This window comes from Actinobaculum sp. 313, from assembly GCF_003073475.1.
Lineage (GTDB): Bacteria > Actinomycetota > Actinomycetes > Actinomycetales > Actinomycetaceae > Asp313.
Window position 1 is genome coordinate 588,856 of the sequence record NZ_CP029033.1, and the last position, 16,933, is coordinate 605,788.

Genomic DNA, 16,933 nt, shown 5'->3' on the forward strand with positions numbered 1-16,933 from the left:
ATGACATACGACAGTGTGGCCGATGCGGCAGACATTGAACTCGTTGACATCTCGAGAATATACGCCTCGCGCAACGAGATTCATCATCCTGATGGGATCAATGAGTGGGAGATCAACCTGCATTTCGATGTGAAAGGCTGCCTTGTCGGGGTTGAGATCCTCTTTGCCAAGGAGGGCCTTCCAGCTGAGTTCGTAGCTCAATGTCAACAGCTCGCCTGAAACCTTGCCGAGAGAAGCGCCTTAGCCGCGCACTTCTGGCAGAGAACAGCCGAGTTGATGACCCAACGCGAGCTTCTTGGCGAACAGGCAGGGATTAACCACCACGGAAGGAGGAATCATGTATATGACCTACGCTGCAGATGTTGACGCGGCCTATATCGGGCTGATCGACAACATGAGAAGCCACGACATGGTGACGGCGATTCACCACCCCGACGGGATTAATGAGTGGGAGATCAATCTGGACTTCGACGTCAAGGGTCGGCTTGTCGGAATCGAAGTGCTTTTCGCGAAGGACGGCCTGCCGCCGGAGTTCATCTCTCAATGCGAACGCCTCGCCTAGGCACGCAACCGGGCAGGGTGCGGGCCCCTGACCGGTTGCGCCGTGGTCCTATACGGGCCGATGTCTGGTCCAGGCCCCTGATCTGCCTCTGATCCGTGCCCCAGAGTTTTGCAGGCTTGTTCACTCGCCTACAACCACATGCCCCCAACCGAACGACAACGAACCCCAACAGAACTACAACGAAAAGGAAGAACCATGCGAATGACATACGATGACAAGGTCGACGTCGCCTATATTGCCCTGGTTGACGAGTTCACAGGCGACTTCACGATCGTGCAATCCGTCACCGGGTTGCGGCACCCCGAGGGAATCAACCCTGTCGAGATCGCACTTGACCTCGACGTCAAAGGCCGCCTAGTCGGAATCAAGATCCTCCACGCAAAACAAGGAGTACCACCAGAATTCCTCACTCTCTGCGAACGCATCAACCCGTAAGTCCGGCGAATTCGTTGGCTTGGATTCGTGGCATTGTCGCGTTAAACTGGCACAGTTGCCTCGGCGAGGGAGAGCTGACGGTACGGACTAGCCGGTTGGCGCTGGGCCATTACGTCAGCCACTCCGTTATCGACGCGGTGGTTATGCCCTTGTGGTGTCGCCTGTCGTGGAAGAGGCCACATCGGTCCGGTCGGGCCGGTGGAGAACACTAACAAGGAGTAGACCATCATGGCAGATTCCAACAAGCTCTCTGCACTTGCGCGCACCAACTTCGGAAAGGGCGCGGCGCGGCAGTTGCGCCGCGCGGGGCGCATTCCGGCAGTGGTATACGGGCATGGCGCTGAACCAGTTCACCTCTCTTTTGATGAGCATGACGTTTTCCTCGCCACGAAGGGCCAGGCAAATGCTGTTCTTACCGTCGATCTGGAGGGTGAGGAGCTTCTTGCCCTTGTTAAGGATATCCAGCGGAACCCGCTCTCCCGCGCCATCGAGCATCTGGACTTGCTGCGCGTCAGCCGTTCGGAGAAGGTGGAAGTGGAGATTCCGGTCGAAGTGACCGGCGAGTCCGCATCCGGTACGATCCATCAGGTCGAAGTCATGCAGCTGCTGGTCAAGGCACCGGCCGTTGCCATCCCGGAGAATATCGTCATCAGCGTTGACGGCCTCGAAGACGGCAATCACGTCACCGTTGCTGATATTGCCTTCCCGGAGGACGTGGAATGCGATCTCGACCCGGAGACCATTGTCGTCGTGATTTCCCAGCCCGAGGTTGATCGCGCCCTGGAGGCCGCTGACGAAGCCGCCGCAGAGGCTGCCTCAGCCGCTGCCGCCGAAGCGGCTGAGTAATCGGGTCAAGCCGAGTAATCGGGACGAAGAACCGATATCGGCCTGGCGGTGATAGGTTTCAAAGGTGGGCGGCTGCTCGTGCCTGAACTGGTACGAACAGCCGTCTGCCCGCCACATGGAGCTTTGCGCTACACATAGCCTTCGGCTATGGGGCGCTTTGCGCTACATGTATTTCGTGACCGGTTGCCTTCGGCTACATGGGCTGCCCGCTTGTACAGCGCACACTGCACCGCATAGCATTGGCGCGACTTCACACCACGTGGTAGGCACCTCGCTCAGCGCGATCTACAACATCCTCATCACAGGGAGGACCGGAAGGAATAATGTTCGCCGTCGTCGGTCTAGGTAATCCCGGGGAACGATACGCACAGACACGGCACAATGCCGGGCATATGGTCATTGCGTCCCTCGCGTCTCGCGCCGGAGCGGCACTTCGCGCGCATCGCGCCACGCATACGCACACCCTTTCCACGCGAGTAGGTGCTCTTCCGGGAGAAAGCGGCCAGCAGGCGATACTTGCCACCTGCGATTGTTATATGAACGTCTCCGGGGGGCCGGTCAAGGCATTGCTGACGTACTTCAATGCGACCGCGGAGGAACTTCTCGTCATCCACGATGATCTCGACCTTCCTTTCGGTACTCTTCGTTTGAAACGTGGCGGCGGAGAAGGCGGGCATAACGGACTGAAGTCCATCAGCCAGGCTTTGGGGACGCGTGACTATCTGCGGCTGCGTTTCGGAGTGGGCCGTCCTCCCGGCAGGCAGGACCCGGCAGACTTCGTGCTGCGGCCGTTCGCTCCGGCGGAGCGGCGTGAACTTCCCACCCTTGTGGAAAACGCAGCCGACGCCGTCGAAGATGTTCTGACCCGGGGTTTTGATGCTGCGCAGATGCGTTTGCACACCGCGAACTGAGCTTGAGAATAGTCCTGACCGGGTGACGGTAGCCGAAGAACCAGGTAACTACACCGCGCACAGTTGACCGACACGGAGCGCCTCTGATGACGGTAGCCGAAAAGCCCGGTAACTACACCACTAGCTGAGCTGGAGATACCCATGGATTTACGTCCGATTCTTCCTCTTGTTGGTGCCGATCCGGCGCTTGCAGAGTTGGGAGCGGAGCGTGGCCTCGGCACGGATGCCGAGCAGCGCTGGGATATCGCCATGCCGCGCGGGTTGGTAACTCCAGTCGTTGCCCTGCTTGCCGGGGCGGGAGACGTTGCGGGCACCGGAAGCCAAACCGAGGCCGAAAACGTTGCGAATGGCGCGGGTGCCGCGGGTGGCGACGCCGTCGATAGACTCGCCGCCGCCTTATCCGAGCGTGCCGACGGGGCCGCCGGGAAACGCCTGCCCTTGCATGTGGCCGTCACAGCCACCGGACGGGAAGCCGAGGAACTGGCCGGTGCGCTACGCGCTTATATGCCCGACGATGCGGTAGAGGTATTTCCATCTTGGGAGACCCTGCCACACGAGCGGCTTTCTCCACGTTCGGATACTGTTGCGCGGCGGCTCCTCGTGCAGCGGCGGCTTGCCTACCCGGCGGAGTTTGCTCCGCTAAAGGTGCTGGTGATGCCGGTACGAGCCTTGCTGCAGCCGATTACGGTCGGCTTGGGTGAGATGGTGCCTGTGCGCGTGCGCCTCGGGGACCGGGTTGATCTCACCGAGCTGGAAGAAGCGCTGGTCGGGGCGGCATACTCCCGGGTGGATATGGTGGAGCGACGCGGTCAATTCGCGGTGCGCGGCGGAATCATCGACATCTTTCCCCCCACCGAGGCACGGCCGTTGCGAATCGAACTTTTTGGCGACGAAGTGGACGAAATCCGCAGCTTCGCAGTCGCCGACCAGCGCTCTCTCGCGCCGGCCAGCGAGGTGTATGCCACGCCGTGCCGGGAGATCTTTCTGACCGACGATGTGCGGCAGCGTGCTCGCGATCTGATGACGGAGCTGCCCGGAGCCGTCGACATGCTGGAAAAGATCTCGCAGGGAATCGCCCCGGAGGGCATGGAGTCGCTTGCCCCGGTACTGGTGGAACGCATGGTTCCCGTGGTCGATACTCTCCCCGATTCGGCGCGCCTGCTCATTGTGGAACCGGAGAGGGTCCAGCAGCGTGCAGATTCTCTGATCGCCACTACCGAGGAGTTTCTTACCGCGGCGTGGAGTTCGGCTGCCGCAGGTGGCAAGGTGCCGGTGAGCGTCGACACGGCATCGTTCGCGGAACTCGCTGATATGCGCGACCGAGTGTTAGATAGCGGGCGGGCGTGGTGGACGCTGGGTGGCTTCGCGCGCGACGAGCGCATCACCGCCGACGCGAGCAGGATTGATGCGCGCGAACCGCGCCGGTTTCTCGGGAAGGTCGACGACGCTCTGGCCGCCATCGGTGAACGCTCCCGGCAGCGGTGGCGCCTGGCACTGGTGGTGGAAGGCGCCGGTCCGGGCAGGAGGTTGGCGGCACAACTCGGCGATCAGGAAATTCCGGCGCGATACGTGGATGACTTGCCGGCAGAGATGGAACCTTCCGTGTGCTATGTGACGATGGCGCCCATCTCCTCCGGATTCATCATGGAGGGGCAGCGCCTCGGCGTGCTTACAGCCGCTGAAATCACCGGACGAGGCGGCTCGTCAACGAAGGACATGCGGAAGATGCCCGCCCGTCGTAAGGCGACGGTGGACCCGCTATCCCTGAAACCCGGCGACTTCGTCGTTCATGAACGGCACGGCGTGGGACGGTTCATCCGCATGGATAAGAGGGCCGTCGGCTCCAGCCGGGAGAACCAACGCGAATACGTCGTCGTCGAATATGCGCCGAGCAGGCGCGGAGGACCGGCAGATCAACTGTGGGTGCCCACAGACTCGCTGGACCAGCTCTCCCGCTACTCCGGCGGTGAGGCGCCGCCGCTGAACAAGATGGGTGGCTCGGACTGGGCGAAAACAAAGGCGAAGGCGCGGGCCGCCACCAAACAGATCGCCTCGGAACTCGTGCGTCTGTACGCGCAACGCCAGGCTACCAAGGGCTACGCCTTCTCGCCTGACACCCCGTGGCAGCGGGAACTGGAGGACGCCTTTGCCTATGTGGAGACCCCGGATCAGCTGCACACGATTGACGAGGTGAAAGCGGATATGGAGAAGTCGGTGCCAATGGACCGGCTAATTTCCGGCGACGTCGGCTACGGCAAAACCGAAATCGCCGTGCGCGCCGCCTTCAAAGCCGTGCAGGACGGAAAACAGGTAGCCGTCCTCGTTCCCACCACACTATTGGTGCAGCAGCATTTCGAGACCTTCTCCGAGCGCTATTCCGGTTTCCCGGTCCGCCTGGCAATGTTGTCGCGTTTCCAGTCTGATAGAGAAGCGGACGAGACCATCGCCGGGCTGGCCGCAGGTACGGTGGACGTTGTCATTGGCACGCACCGCCTGCTCACCGGTAATGTGCGTTTCAAGAACCTGGGCTTGGTGGTTATTGACGAGGAGCAGCGCTTCGGCGTCGAACATAAGGAGACGTTGAAACAGCTGTACCCCACGGTGGATGTGCTCTCCATGTCTGCCACACCGATTCCGCGTACTCTGGAAATGGCGGTGACTGGGGTGCGGGAGATGTCCACGCTCGCCACACCCCCGGAGGAACGCCACCCGGTGCTCACCTACGTTGGTGTACACGAACAGAAGCAGATCGTGGCGGCGATTCGCCGGGAGCTGTTACGCGACGGTCAGGTGTTTTACGTGCACAACCGGGTAGGCGATATGGCTCGTACCGCCGCGCGTTTACAAGAGCTCATTCCCGAGGCCCGGGTGGCCATTGCGCACGGCAAAATGAACGAGGCACAGCTGGAAGAGGTTATCCAGAGCTTCTGGGATAAAGAGATCGATGTGCTGGTGTGTACCACCATTGTGGAAACCGGCCTGGATATCTCCAACGCCAACACTCTGATCGTGGAGGACGCGGACAGGTTCGGGCTCTCGCAGCTTCACCAGTTGCGCGGCCGGGTGGGCCGCGGTCGGGAACGCGCCTACGCCTACTTCTTCTACCGTCCGGAGAAAACCATGACGCAGACGGCACTGGAACGCCTGCGCACGCTGGCCGCCAACACGGAACTCGGCTCCGGCATTCAGGTGGCAATGAAGGATCTGGAGATTCGCGGCGCGGGCAATATGTTGGGTGGTGAACAGTCCGGCCATATTGCCGGTGTCGGTTTCGACCTGTATGTGCGCATGGTCTCCGAGGCGGTTGCCAAGTTGCGCGGCCAGGGAGTCGATAGCGGCGACGACGAGCCCGCCGACGTGCGTATCGAGCTGCCCTTTGAGGCATTCCTCCCGGAGACGTATGTGCCTTCCGAGCGGCTGCGGCTGGAAATCTACACGAAGCTGGCCGCCAGTCAGAACGAGGAACAGCGGGAGGCCGTGCGGGCGGAGTTGACCGACCGCTACGGGCCGATCCCGGAGGAGGCCGAACGGCTCTTCCGCGTGGCCCGCCTGCGGGAGTTGTGCCGCCGTGCCGAGATCGGTGAAGTGACGCAAATGGGGCGCAATATTCGCTTTGCGCCGGTGGCGCTGCCGGATTCGCGGCAGGCGCGCCTGAAACGTCTGTATCCGGGATCCTTCCTGAAGCCGGCGATCCGGGTACTGCTCATCCCGGCGCCGGGGACGGGCCGCCGGATGGGGGAGCAACACCAGTTGGAAGGCGATGCACTGCTCGAATGGGTGGAGCAGGTCATTACCTCTGTTTTTCTTGCCACCATTGGTGCGGTGCGATAGATACGAGGTGCACGGTGATAGTGGGCGCGGCGGGCGTAGGCGGAGATGCTTGGTCGCGCCGGGTGATGCCGTCCACCTAGCCTTTGGTCCCGGGAAACCCAATCGGCAGAATCAGCGGGCAGTGAAATGAGCAACGTCCGCAGACGTGAGGCTGACGCGGCGGGTACTTCTGCGAGACAATAGCACTTAGCGGGATTTCTTCCCGTCAAGATGTGGCCGTCAGGCGGCCGTGAAGTTGAACAAAAGGAGTACCTGTGGCCAGCATTGAGGCTGTTGCTTCTCGCGAGATTCTGGATTCGCGCGGTAACCCGACCGTTGAGGTCGAGGTTCTGCTAGACGACGGCACATTCGCCCGCGCGGGCGTGCCGTCCGGCGCATCCACCGGAGCTTTCGAGGCGGTGGAGCGTCGCGATGGCGACAGCGGCCGCTACCTCGGCAAGGGCGTCCAGGACGCCGTCGGCGCCGTATCCGAAGTCATCGAGCCGGAGATCGTCGGAATGGAAGCCGATGATCAGCGTTTCGTTGACCAGACTCTTATCGATCTTGATGGCACGGATAACAAGGGCAAGATTGGCGCCAATGCCATTCTTGGCGTGTCGCTCGCCGTGGCGAAGGCTGCCGCCGAATCGGCCGGCCTGCCGCTGTACCGTTACCTGGGGGACCGAACGCGCACGTGCTGCCCGTCCCGATGATGAACATCCTCAACGGCGGATCTCATGCGGATTCCAACGTTGATATCCAGGAGTTCATGATCGCCCCCTTCGGCGCACCCACCTTCAAGGAGTCGCTGCGCTGGGGTGCTGAGGTGTACCACTCGCTCAAGTCCGTGCTCAAGCAGCGCGGGCTCTCCACCGGTCTTGGCGACGAAGGCGGTTTCGCGCCGAATCTGGAGTCGAATGCGGCCGCCCTTGACCTGATCTGCGAGGCTATCGAGAAGGCCGGGTTCAAGCCGGGCCAGGATGTGGCTCTCGCGCTTGATGTTGCCTCCTCGGAGTTCTTCAAGGATGGCGCTTACCAGTTCGAAGGTGGCCCGAAGGACACCGACTTCATGATCTCGTACTACGAGAAGCTCATCGCCGATTACCCGCTTGTTTCCATCGAGGATCCGCTTTCCGAAGAAGAGTGGGATGCCTGGGTGCGCCTGACCGCCGAGATCGGTGACAAGGTGCAGCTGGTGGGCGACGATCTTTTCGTCACCAACCCGGCCCGTCTGCAGAAGGGTATTGATCTCGGTGCTGCCAATGCGCTTCTGGTCAAGGTGAACCAGATTGGTACTGTGACCGAGACCTTGGAGGCCGTGGAGCTGGCGCATCGTAACGGGTACCGTTCGATGACCTCGCATCGTTCCGGTGAGACGGAGGATACGACGATCGCCGATCTCGCGGTTGCCACCAACTCCGGCCAGATCAAGACCGGTGCACCGGCGCGTGGCGAGCGCGTCAACAAGTACAACCAGCTGCTGCGCATTGAGGATGAGCTGGACGACGATGCAGTGTTTGCAGGCCGTTCGTCCTTCCCGCGCTTCAAGCGCTGAGGCGGCGGTGAGAGGACGCTCTGCTAGCAGAGTATGCCTCGCTGAGCACCTGCGCAGGTAGAGCCTGTGATAACGATGGGGCGGAACCGGAAGGTTTCGCCCCCACCTGCATGCGCTTGGGTCAGGACAGCGGTTCGATCTCGCTGACTTCTATGACTCCCGGGTAGACGAGCGTGCCGGTGACGGTGACAAATGTGGAGCGGTAGCGGGGGCGTTGCTGCGTCAGCTCGGTATCCCAGCTGATCTCGTCGAAGGGGATATTGAGCGCGATGAAGCGGCTCCCAGTGCAGACGGGAGGATGAGACTCGCCCACATCCAGGCACAGTGTCGCAATGTCTTCATCGAAACTCTCGAGAAGCACGGTCATTGTGACCACGGTACCAACGCGGAGGTCGGCCGCATCCTCGTAGTATTCGATGATCGCCGGACCTATCGGATGAATCTCCGACGGCGAGGTGCTGTTGCCGGTTGATTGGGTTCCGCAGGCGGATAGCAATATTAGGCCAATGGATGCGATGGCTGCGGCTAGGCGCTTGAACATACGGTTCCTTCCGGTGCCGATGGTGGGGGACCGTCAGGTCCCCCGCCATGTACTGACTAGGATGCTGCCGGGGAAATCTCGCTGACTTCAATGACTCCGGGGTAGACGAGGGTGCCGGTTAGGTCGACATATGCGTAGCGGTACTCGGGACGTTGTTGGATCAACTCCTCTTTCCAGGGTATGTCGTTGAAGGGAACGTTGCGTGCGATGAAGCGGTCTTCGAAGCAAGTCGGCAGATCGGAATCGCTTGAATCTAGGCAGAGCGTGGCAACGCCTTTCTCCCCTATATCGAACATTTCGAGGGTTGCCGAAAATACGACTGTAGTGCCTGCAGGGAGGCCTGACGCGTCTTCGTAGTGTTCGAGTGCAACCGGGCTGGTTTGTGTATCTGCCGATGAAGACGTGTTGTCACTGGTTGATTGGGATCCGCAGGCGGATAGTAGCGCGAGGGCGGTGGCGGCGATTGCTGCAACTATGCGGCTGAACATCTGTGTCCTTTCCCTGGTGGTGGACTTGCGGAGTTCTATTTCCTGCCGCTATGGCTCTGACCAGGGAAGAGACTCGATTTCGCTGACATCGATCACTCCCGGGTGCACGATGGTTCCGGTCAGATTGGCAAATACACAGCGGTATTGAGGATGCTGTTCGGTCCACTCGACGCCCCAGGTTATTTCATCGAATGGGACGTTGAGTGCAATGAAAGGACGTATCACGCAGGTCGGAGGATCAGAGTCGCCGACCCATGTACATATGGTTGTCAAGTCCTCGTCGATTCCTTCGAGGAATCCGGACTCGATGACGACGGTGGTTCCTACAGGCAGATCTCCTACATCTTCTTGCTCCTTGAGAGTCACCGGAGCCGATGGCACTACGGAAGACGGTGACGTATTGTTGCTGGTTGATTGCGATCCACAGGCGGATAGCAACATGAGGGCGGTGGCGGCGATTGTTGCGGCTAGGCGCTTGAGCATGCTGTTCCTTTCCTGCCCAGCGTTGGGGAACCAAATTGGTTCCCCAACGCTCCTGAGCAAGTGTCTCAATCTGGTCTCGCTGACTTCAATCACTCCCGGATAGGCGACTGTGCCGGCTAACTTGACACATGCTAACGGTCGAGTTGGCAGAACTACAAGAATCTGCCCCAATCTCCATCCTTACGGCCCGGGAAGGGGCTTGACTTCGCTGACTTCAATGACTCCGGGGTAGACGAGGGTGCCGGTTAGGTCGACATATGCGTAGCGGTAGTCGGGACGTTGTTCGGTCCATTCCTCCTCCCAAGTTATGTCGTTGAAGGGGACGTTCAGCAGGACAAAAGGACGTTTTGAACACGTTGGTGGGTCAGAGTCGCCGACCAATGTACATATGGTTGCCACGTCTTCATCAAATGCTTCGAGGAATCCGGACTCGAATACGACGGTGGTGCCCACGGGCAGATCTCGTACTTCCTCCTGGTACTTGAACGTTACAGGGTCCGATGGCACTGCGGGCGACGGAGACGTATCGTTGCTGGTTGATTGGGATCCGCAGGCGGATAGCAGCGCAAGGCCGATGGCCGCGATTGTTGCGGCTAGGCGCTTGAACATCTTGTTTCTCCTTTCTTTGTTAGCCAAGATCGATGGTCATCTGCTGCCCGAGCGTTCTGTTCCAGTATGTGCGGATCAGTGGCATGGGTGTAAAGTAGGAATATTTACTTGCGTTATTACGATGACAGCCGCTATCTGAACCGGAATGGACCCCATACAGTAGCCTCACCCCGGACACGTTTCTTGTCCACGGGCCACCTGAGTCTCCTCCGCAAGCGTCGTATCCTTTAACGGCGACGAGCCCGTTCCTGAAACCGCTGATAGTTCCACAAGGAGAAGAGCTGACGTTTATTCCACCGAGGCAAACTGAGTGGCCCTTGATATAGGACGCATTGATGCTGATGAAGCCCGTAACTCTGCCAAGATTATCCGGACTGCCCGGGTGGAAAATGACACCGCGGCGGGGCCAACTGAGCCAGTAACTGTTTGCGATTCGCGCCCGGGCGAGGTCGAGTCCGGGATAACCAGACTGATGTCTGTAGTCGAATGATTGGCGGATCGGGCCGATACGTTGTTCGCCATGTGCTGTCATACTGTTGCGTCCCCCGCAGTGACCTGCGGTGAATGCCCAACGGCTGCCGTCTGCAGCAGTCGCCGTGAAGCCGATGCTACACACACCGTCCGGGACTGTCATGGAAATTCCCGACCGTAAGGGGCCGCCACAGTGAAAGCGATCGGTGCACTTATCTTCCGGCATGTCCGCCAGGTCTTCGATTGTTGTGGATACGGGAATTGAGGCGCCGTTGGAAGATCCCGAATTTGTCTGCGTCTGGTTACCGCCCGATGCGTTGGCTGCCTGCGTTTCAGATAGAGAGGTTATACGGCTTTCCACGTGGTCGGCGGTGGCCTGGTCCGGCGCGGAGACAAGCATAGTTGATGTTTCGTAGTCCGGCGTGGCAGCCACCCCTTCGGTGCCGAACTCGGCGTTCACAGCGGAAGCAACAGCGTCGAGCTCAGCAATGCTCCAGGGTGTCTCATCATAGGTGATATCAATACCGTGTTTGGCTGCGATTGCATCGACTTCCGCTTTGTTGGCGAAGTCCGGGGTGATTCGGACGTGTAGCGTGCCGGTGTGAACGTCCAGCGAAAACCCACCGACCGTGTCGGAGTACTGGCCGCCCACTTCTTCCGCGAAGAAGACCTGTGCGTCTTGGAGTTCGACCAAGTGGCGGGCTTCGGCCTCGGTAATGCCGTTGCCTTCCATAGAGGCAGCAACCTGGGCCTCGACGCCGTCAAACTCTTCGTCGGTATTTGCCATCTGAGCGCTCACAGGCGTAGCGGCAGGGGGATTTCCCACAGGGGACGCAGTGGCTGATGCGGCAGCAGTTGCAGCGAGGCAAAGAGCCGAGAACAGTGCGACCTGCCGTGCACGCCATCGCTTTGTGGTATGCATGATCATTCCCTCCTTCTTTGGAGTGTTATATGAAGTTATGGGATTGGCTGATGCAATGGGTAGTTGTACTGCTCATTGCATGGATGGTAGGGCAGTGCCCCACCGGCCTAGGTTGTGCGAGCGGCGATCCGTCGTCGTGGAATCCGCTTAGCCTCAGCCTACCAGATGATGGTTGTTAAATAAAGAACGACGCCGACCGGCCCGGGCATGTGCAGTCGGGCGGTCGGCGTCGTTGGACCGAGTGACTAGAGCTTACGGCCGGGCGTGAGAATCCCGTTCGGGTCTAGCGCCTTCTTAATGGCCAGCTGGACATCGCGAGTGTCCGGCGAGAGCAGCTGCGTTACGGCGTGATGCTTGAGATAGCCGATACCGTGCTCACCGGAGACGACGCCGCCCATGCCAACGGCCATCTCGCAGACCTCGTCGAGCAGTTCTTCCGCTGCCCGGCTCTCCTCAATGCCCTCGCCGCACTCGACGATCGGGTGAATATTGCCATCACCGGCATGCGCCAGAATAGAGACGCGGCGCTGGCGCTTCTCCGAAATGGCCATAATGTTGTGGATGGCCTCGGCCAGTGACGCGATCGGAACGGAGACATCACCGATGACTTCCATTCCCGCAGCGGAGAGTGCCGGATAGGCATCGCGCCGCACCTGGAAGAGGCGGTTGCCCTCCTCGAACATCACCGCGGTGGCGCCGTATTCGCGGCAGGTGTTGGCGAACTCCTCCACGTCTTCCTTGGCGCTCTGACCCTCGGCTTGGCCGAGGAGTAGGCCTGCGCCCGGCTGCGGAATCTGCAGATCGGGGTTCCGCTCATTGACAAGCCGCACGCCCAGAGCGTCGATAAGCTCGAGCGATACGGGCTTGTTCTCTGCCGCACGGATAGCAATTGTTGCGTAGCCGGCATCCTCGATGCTGTCGAAGCAGGCGAAGAACGTGTAGGGCTCGTACTTGGGAATGTGCTCGATGCGCACAACTGCCTGCGTGATAACGCCGAGCGTACCCTCCGATCCGATGAACAGCTCCTTCAGATTGAGGGAGGAAACGTTCTTGATGGTCTTCGATCCGACCTCGATCACACGCCCATCCGCGAGTACCACCTCAAGAGCGCGCACCCAGTTGATGGTGACGCCGTGGCATACCGCGCGCAAACCGCCAGCATTGGTGGCGATATTTCCGCCCACCGAGGCAATGGAGGCGCTGGCCGGGTCGGGCGCGAAAAAGAAGCCTTCCTTGGCCAGCTCTTTGTTGAACTCGGCGTTTATAATGCCTGGTTCAATGACGGCGACGCCGTTTTCAGGGTCGATCTCAAGGATGCGGTTCATCTTGTGCAGCGAGAGGATGAGTCCGCCGTCGTAGGAGACGGAACCGCCCGCCAGGCCGGAACCGCCGGTGCGTACCGATACGGGAACAACATGCTTATTGGCCCACGCCAGTGCCTTCGACACGTCCTCGGTGCTTTCGGCGAAAACCGCGCCGACCGGTTCTCCTTCCGGAAGCATCCACGACATGTCGCGCATATATGGGGCGAATGTGCGCTGGTCGGTGATGAAACGCTCGCCGAGCTGGTCCTTCAGCTCCTGCAGGTCGGAGGCGGTGATAGTCATGAACTCATCTTTCTGGTAGGCGGTACTCGTCGTCGAGTGGACTCCGCGCGACGAAGGGATGTAGGTCCTACGAGCCGGTGGTCCCTCTCACAGCCTACTGGGTGTTAGTGGGGGCTTGTCAAGCGCTTTGTAATAATCAGTTAAAAGTCGGGCGGGTGAATGGGGTGCCGCGCGGTCCGCCACGCGGCGCGGGTCTTCTGCATCGCGTAGTACGCCGTCACTCCGGTTCGGGCAGTCCAAGTCGTTGCCGCTGCAGGCCAAAAGTGTGAACTCGTGCCACGCCTCCGGCGGTGTGTGAGTTCTGGGCTTTCCGTCCCGCTCGTCGCCGCTATGGGCCGTGTGTCGCCGCGAACTGTGTGCCACCGGCCAGCCTCTCCCGCGCCGAAAACGAAGCCGATTCATACGCTCGATACCGGCAATGGTGGTGGCAGGTGCAGGTTGTGCAGAGAGGTAATCAGGGTTTCTCACCGCGGCCACGCATCTGATACACGGTGTTCTCCAGTTGCCCGCCTCCGGGTCACCCAGTCGTTCTATGTGCAGCTGCTGTTCTATGTGCAGCGGAGTTGCGGCTGTTCTATGTGCAGCGACTGCTTCATATGCACTGGGCTGGCACGGGTCGTTCCCACTCGCACCCATTGGCATGCGTAGCAGTGGCGAGGAATTGAAGGAGGCCGAGAGCGAAGGCACACCGGGGTGTTCGTCATGCCGCCGTGGCGCGGGCGCCACATAGAATGGTTCGCATGAGTACGCGCCGCCCTTCCCCTTCACGCCGAGGCCCCCGCGGTGCGGGGGCTCGTGGCGGTACGCGGCCCGAGCAGCGTGCAGAACGGGCGGGGGGAAGGCGTCCGTCGTCGCCGCAAAATGCCGCAAGTAACTCCAAAGCGCGTGACGGGCAACAGTCCCGTGGCGATACGCCGTCCCGGAGGGCAACCGGTGGAAGGCCGAAGAACACGGAGAATACGCGGCAGCGTTTTCGAATGAAGCGTTCGGTGGTTGTCTCCGGGGCGAGGGGCTCTCGCCGCATCTCCCTGCGGTTAGCGGTTGTCCTGTTCTTTGCGGTACTCGCGGTGATCATCGTGACTCCAACACTCTCGAACTATCTTGAGCGTCAGGCTGAGCTGCGCGATGCGAAGGCCGAACTGGAGTCCGTGCGGCAGCATAATGAAGACCTCGAGCGCGAGTTGCAGCTGTGGCAGGATGACGACTATGTGAGGGCACAGGCGCGGGAGCGGCTGGGGTACGTGATGCCAGGGCAAACACTCTACGTGGTTACCGATCCTAACGAAGGGACCGCACGGGAGAGGCTCGACGAGCGAGTCGAGACCGCCAACCGGCAGCGTCGGGCGGCGACGCCCTGGTTTGTTACGCTGTGGGATTCGGTGACGATGGCGGGTGAGGTTTCCGGCGACGACGTCGACAATCCAAATAACACGCCGCTTATCGAACCCGTCGAACCGACTGAGTCTGAGCCGGGATCTACGCAGTCGGAAACTGCTGCAACGCAGTCAAGCGATGACTCCGCGGCGGATGGAGGCGAGTGAGCCCAAGCGGATGGAGGCGAGTGAGCCCAAGCGGATGGAGGCGAGTGAGCTGGAAAGGAACCATGTGAGAGCGGCGAGGCGCCGGGGCGAGAGAGCAATAACCCGAGAAACAATGACCAGAGAAACAGCGGGCGGCGAATGTTGCAGGCACGCGATGAGAGCGGAGGAAAGTGACGGTGAATGACCACGTGACGGCGGATCTTCTTCGGCGCGTGGCCGCGAATGCCACTCCCTTACGAGACGGAGACGAGGCCCTGATCGCCAAGCAACTGGGCCGCCTTCCACGTGGGCTTGTAGGAGTGGGGGCGCGTTGCGCATGCGGTGCACCTGCGGTAACCGTGACATTGCCGCGCCTGCCAGACGGAACTCCCTTCCCCACGTTGTTTTACCTGACGTTGCCCTGGGTGGTGCGGTCAGTGTCGCGGCTGGAAGCTGCCGGAGAGATGGTCCGCTTCAATGATCGCCTGGCGAGTGACACTGAGTTCGCTGCGGCCTATGAATTGGCGCATCATTCATATCTACAACGGCGCGCACTTCTGGGAGAAGTGCCGGAAATCGTCGGCGTCAGTGCCGGCGGAATGCCTCGCCGGGTCAAGTGCTTACACGCCCTGGCGGGATACTCGCTTGCCGTGAGGGCGGGAGTGTGCCTCGTCGGTGATTTAACACTGGAGGCTGTGGGCTGGGATCCGAATGTATGCCGCTGCTCTGAATCTGAAGGTGTTGCGGGGCGGGAGCCCAGTGCTGCCGCAGAGTCGGCACCCACGGCCGACGCCGCGGTGAAGCCAGACGGTGAAGCCGCCGAGAATGGGTAGATGGTCGGATATCGGGTCGATGGTTCACGTTTGCTTGACCGAGGAGTGCCCGCGCGGCGCTAGGATAGCGGAGGCGTGTCGGAGCGATATGACAGGATGGATGACGTGAGAGTTGCAGGAATCGATTGCGGAACAAACTCCATCCGATTGCTGATCGCCGACGTTCCTGGTGCACGAGCGCCGCTGGATGACGTCGTGCGGCGCATGGATGTGGTGCGGCTGGGGCAGGGCGTCGATCAGGCGGGAGAGTTCGCGGCGGATGCCCTCGAACGGACCTTCGCACAGGTGGAGGAGTACGCGCAACTGTGCCGGGAACACGGCGTCGAATCCATTCGTTTTGCGGCGACTTCCGCCGCTCGTGATGCACGGAACCGAGACGTGTTTCTCAGCGGCGTCCGTGCGCGAATGGGTGTCCCGGCGCAGGTACTCAACGGTGAAGCGGAGGCGCGAGCCAGTTTTCGTGGCGCCGCATCGGTGCTCTCGAATGGGGCGGCATCGGGCGCTACATCAGTGTTGTCAGAAGGAACAGCGCCGGGCGCTGCCGCGACGTCGTCGGCGATGCCACCATCCGCTGCGCTGCCAAGGTCAGATGTGGCGGGGGCAGGTGCGCTGGCGGCGTCGCCGCTGCTAGCCGTCGATCTGGGAGGTGGCTCCACGGAGATCGTGCTCGGCTCGCTCGTTGGTGGAGTTATCTCTGAGTTCTCCATGGATGTGGGCTGCGTGCGGATGCATGAACGCCACTTGCACGACGATCCGCCAACATCGGAGCAGATCGCTGCGGCACGCGCAGATGTAAACGCTGCATTAGATGCTGCCGAACGAGTCGTGGACTTTGGAGCCTCCCACGCCCTGGTCGGTCTGGCCGGAACCGTCACCACCTTGACGGCGAAGTCGTTGGGATTGGAGGCCTACGACCCGAGCCGAATCCATGGGAGCAGGCTGACGCCCAGTGAGGTGATCGCTACCTGCGAGTGGTTCCTCGCTGCTCCGCGAAGCACGCGCGCCGCGTTGGGATTCATGCACCCGGGCCGGGTCGATGTCATCGCGGCGGGGGCATTGGTATGGGAAGAGACCGTCAAGCGCATCGCGCAACGTATGGCTGAGGGCGGGCATGCGTTGGAGGCGGTTGTCACCTCCGAGCATGACATCCTCGACGGCGTCGCCCTCTGGGCGGCAGAGGAAGTACAAGCGCCGCAGTGGTGATTGCGGCCGGGCCGCTCGATCTCCGTCGTTTGCGGGTAGGCCGACCTGCCGCTGGGTATTGTTGGAGTCCGTGTTGCTGGAGTCCGGCCTCTTGTGCTTTCCAGATGACGGGTGCGGTATTCTCCGAACGAACGGCT

General features: G+C 60.9%; 15 protein-coding genes and 1 pseudogene. 10 read left to right on the top strand and 6 right to left on the bottom strand.

All coding sequences use genetic code 11. The features are described 5' to 3' along the window. From DDD63_RS02545 to eno, 7 genes and pseudogenes are all read left to right on the top strand, one after another. Positions 1-219 carry a DUF2283 domain-containing protein gene (locus tag DDD63_RS02545; RefSeq protein WP_164505428.1) on the top strand — a complete coding sequence of 73 codons (219 nt, stop codon included), beginning with the start codon at positions 1-3 and terminating at the stop codon, positions 217-219. A 118-nt stretch (positions 220-337) separates the two neighbouring features. Next, a complete protein-coding gene (locus tag DDD63_RS02550) occupies positions 338-562 on the top strand; it encodes a DUF2283 domain-containing protein (RefSeq protein ID WP_108715052.1) in 225 nt (74 codons plus the stop codon). 195 nt (positions 563-757) lie between these two features. Then, the gene (locus DDD63_RS02555; RefSeq protein WP_164505429.1) at positions 758-997 is read left to right on the top strand and encodes a DUF2283 domain-containing protein; all 240 of its coding nucleotides are present in this window, start codon (positions 758-760) and stop codon (positions 995-997) included. 228 nt (positions 998-1,225) lie between these two features. Further along, positions 1,226-1,843: a 50S ribosomal protein L25/general stress protein Ctc gene (locus tag DDD63_RS02560; RefSeq protein ID WP_108715054.1), complete on the top strand. Its 618-nt coding sequence runs from the start codon at positions 1,226-1,228 to the stop codon at positions 1,841-1,843. 323 nt (positions 1,844-2,166) lie between these two features. After that, complete coding sequence (gene pth, locus DDD63_RS02565; protein WP_108715055.1) at positions 2,167-2,754, top strand: aminoacyl-tRNA hydrolase; 588 nt, start codon at positions 2,167-2,169, stop codon at positions 2,752-2,754. Positions 2,755-2,895: 141 nt separating this feature from the next. After that, positions 2,896-6,585: a transcription-repair coupling factor gene (mfd, locus tag DDD63_RS02570; protein WP_108715056.1), complete on the top strand. Its 3,690-nt coding sequence runs from the start codon at positions 2,896-2,898 to the stop codon at positions 6,583-6,585. A 254-nt stretch (positions 6,586-6,839) separates the two neighbouring features. Then, positions 6,840-8,119, top strand: a pseudogene (gene eno, locus DDD63_RS02575) (phosphopyruvate hydratase). A gap of 121 nt (positions 8,120-8,240) precedes the next feature. On the opposite strand, the gene DDD63_RS02580 reads toward eno, so the two are convergent. The 6 genes from DDD63_RS02580 to DDD63_RS02605 all read right to left on the bottom strand — a co-directional run bounded on the left by DDD63_RS02580 (position 8,241) and on the right by DDD63_RS02605 (position 13,240). Then, a complete protein-coding gene (locus tag DDD63_RS02580; RefSeq protein WP_108715057.1) occupies positions 8,241-8,660 on the bottom strand; it encodes a hypothetical protein in 420 nt (139 codons plus the stop codon). A 56-nt stretch (positions 8,661-8,716) separates the two neighbouring features. Next, positions 8,717-9,148, bottom strand: coding sequence for a hypothetical protein (locus DDD63_RS02585; protein ID WP_108715058.1), 432 nt, complete (start codon positions 9,146-9,148; stop codon positions 8,717-8,719). A gap of 48 nt (positions 9,149-9,196) precedes the next feature. After that, entirely contained in the window at positions 9,197-9,631 is a 435-nt protein-coding gene (locus DDD63_RS02590) for a hypothetical protein (protein WP_108715059.1), read from the bottom strand. Between the two features lie 180 nt (positions 9,632-9,811). Beyond that, positions 9,812-10,240: a hypothetical protein gene (locus DDD63_RS02595; protein ID WP_108715060.1), complete on the bottom strand. Its 429-nt coding sequence runs from the start codon at positions 10,238-10,240 to the stop codon at positions 9,812-9,814. Positions 10,241-10,259: 19 nt separating this feature from the next. Beyond that, the gene (locus tag DDD63_RS02600) at positions 10,260-11,444 is read right to left on the bottom strand and encodes a trypsin-like serine protease (RefSeq protein WP_164505430.1); all 1,185 of its coding nucleotides are present in this window, start codon (positions 11,442-11,444) and stop codon (positions 10,260-10,262) included. 434 nt (positions 11,445-11,878) lie between these two features. Further along, positions 11,879-13,240: an FAD-binding oxidoreductase gene (locus DDD63_RS02605; protein ID WP_108715062.1), complete on the bottom strand. Its 1,362-nt coding sequence runs from the start codon at positions 13,238-13,240 to the stop codon at positions 11,879-11,881. Between the two features lie 740 nt (positions 13,241-13,980). On the opposite strand from DDD63_RS02605, the gene DDD63_RS02610 reads away from it, so the two are divergent. The 3 genes from DDD63_RS02610 to DDD63_RS02620 all read left to right on the top strand — a co-directional run bounded on the left by DDD63_RS02610 (position 13,981) and on the right by DDD63_RS02620 (position 16,796). Continuing rightward, complete coding sequence (locus DDD63_RS02610; protein ID WP_240611363.1) at positions 13,981-14,781, top strand: septum formation initiator family protein; 801 nt, start codon at positions 13,981-13,983, stop codon at positions 14,779-14,781. A gap of 212 nt (positions 14,782-14,993) precedes the next feature. Next, positions 14,994-15,593: a DUF501 domain-containing protein gene (locus tag DDD63_RS02615; protein ID WP_108716612.1), complete on the top strand. Its 600-nt coding sequence runs from the start codon at positions 14,994-14,996 to the stop codon at positions 15,591-15,593. Positions 15,594-15,698: 105 nt separating this feature from the next. Then, a complete protein-coding gene (locus DDD63_RS02620) occupies positions 15,699-16,796 on the top strand; it encodes an exopolyphosphatase (RefSeq protein WP_108716613.1) in 1,098 nt (365 codons plus the stop codon). Positions 16,797-16,933: the final 137 nt, after the last annotated feature.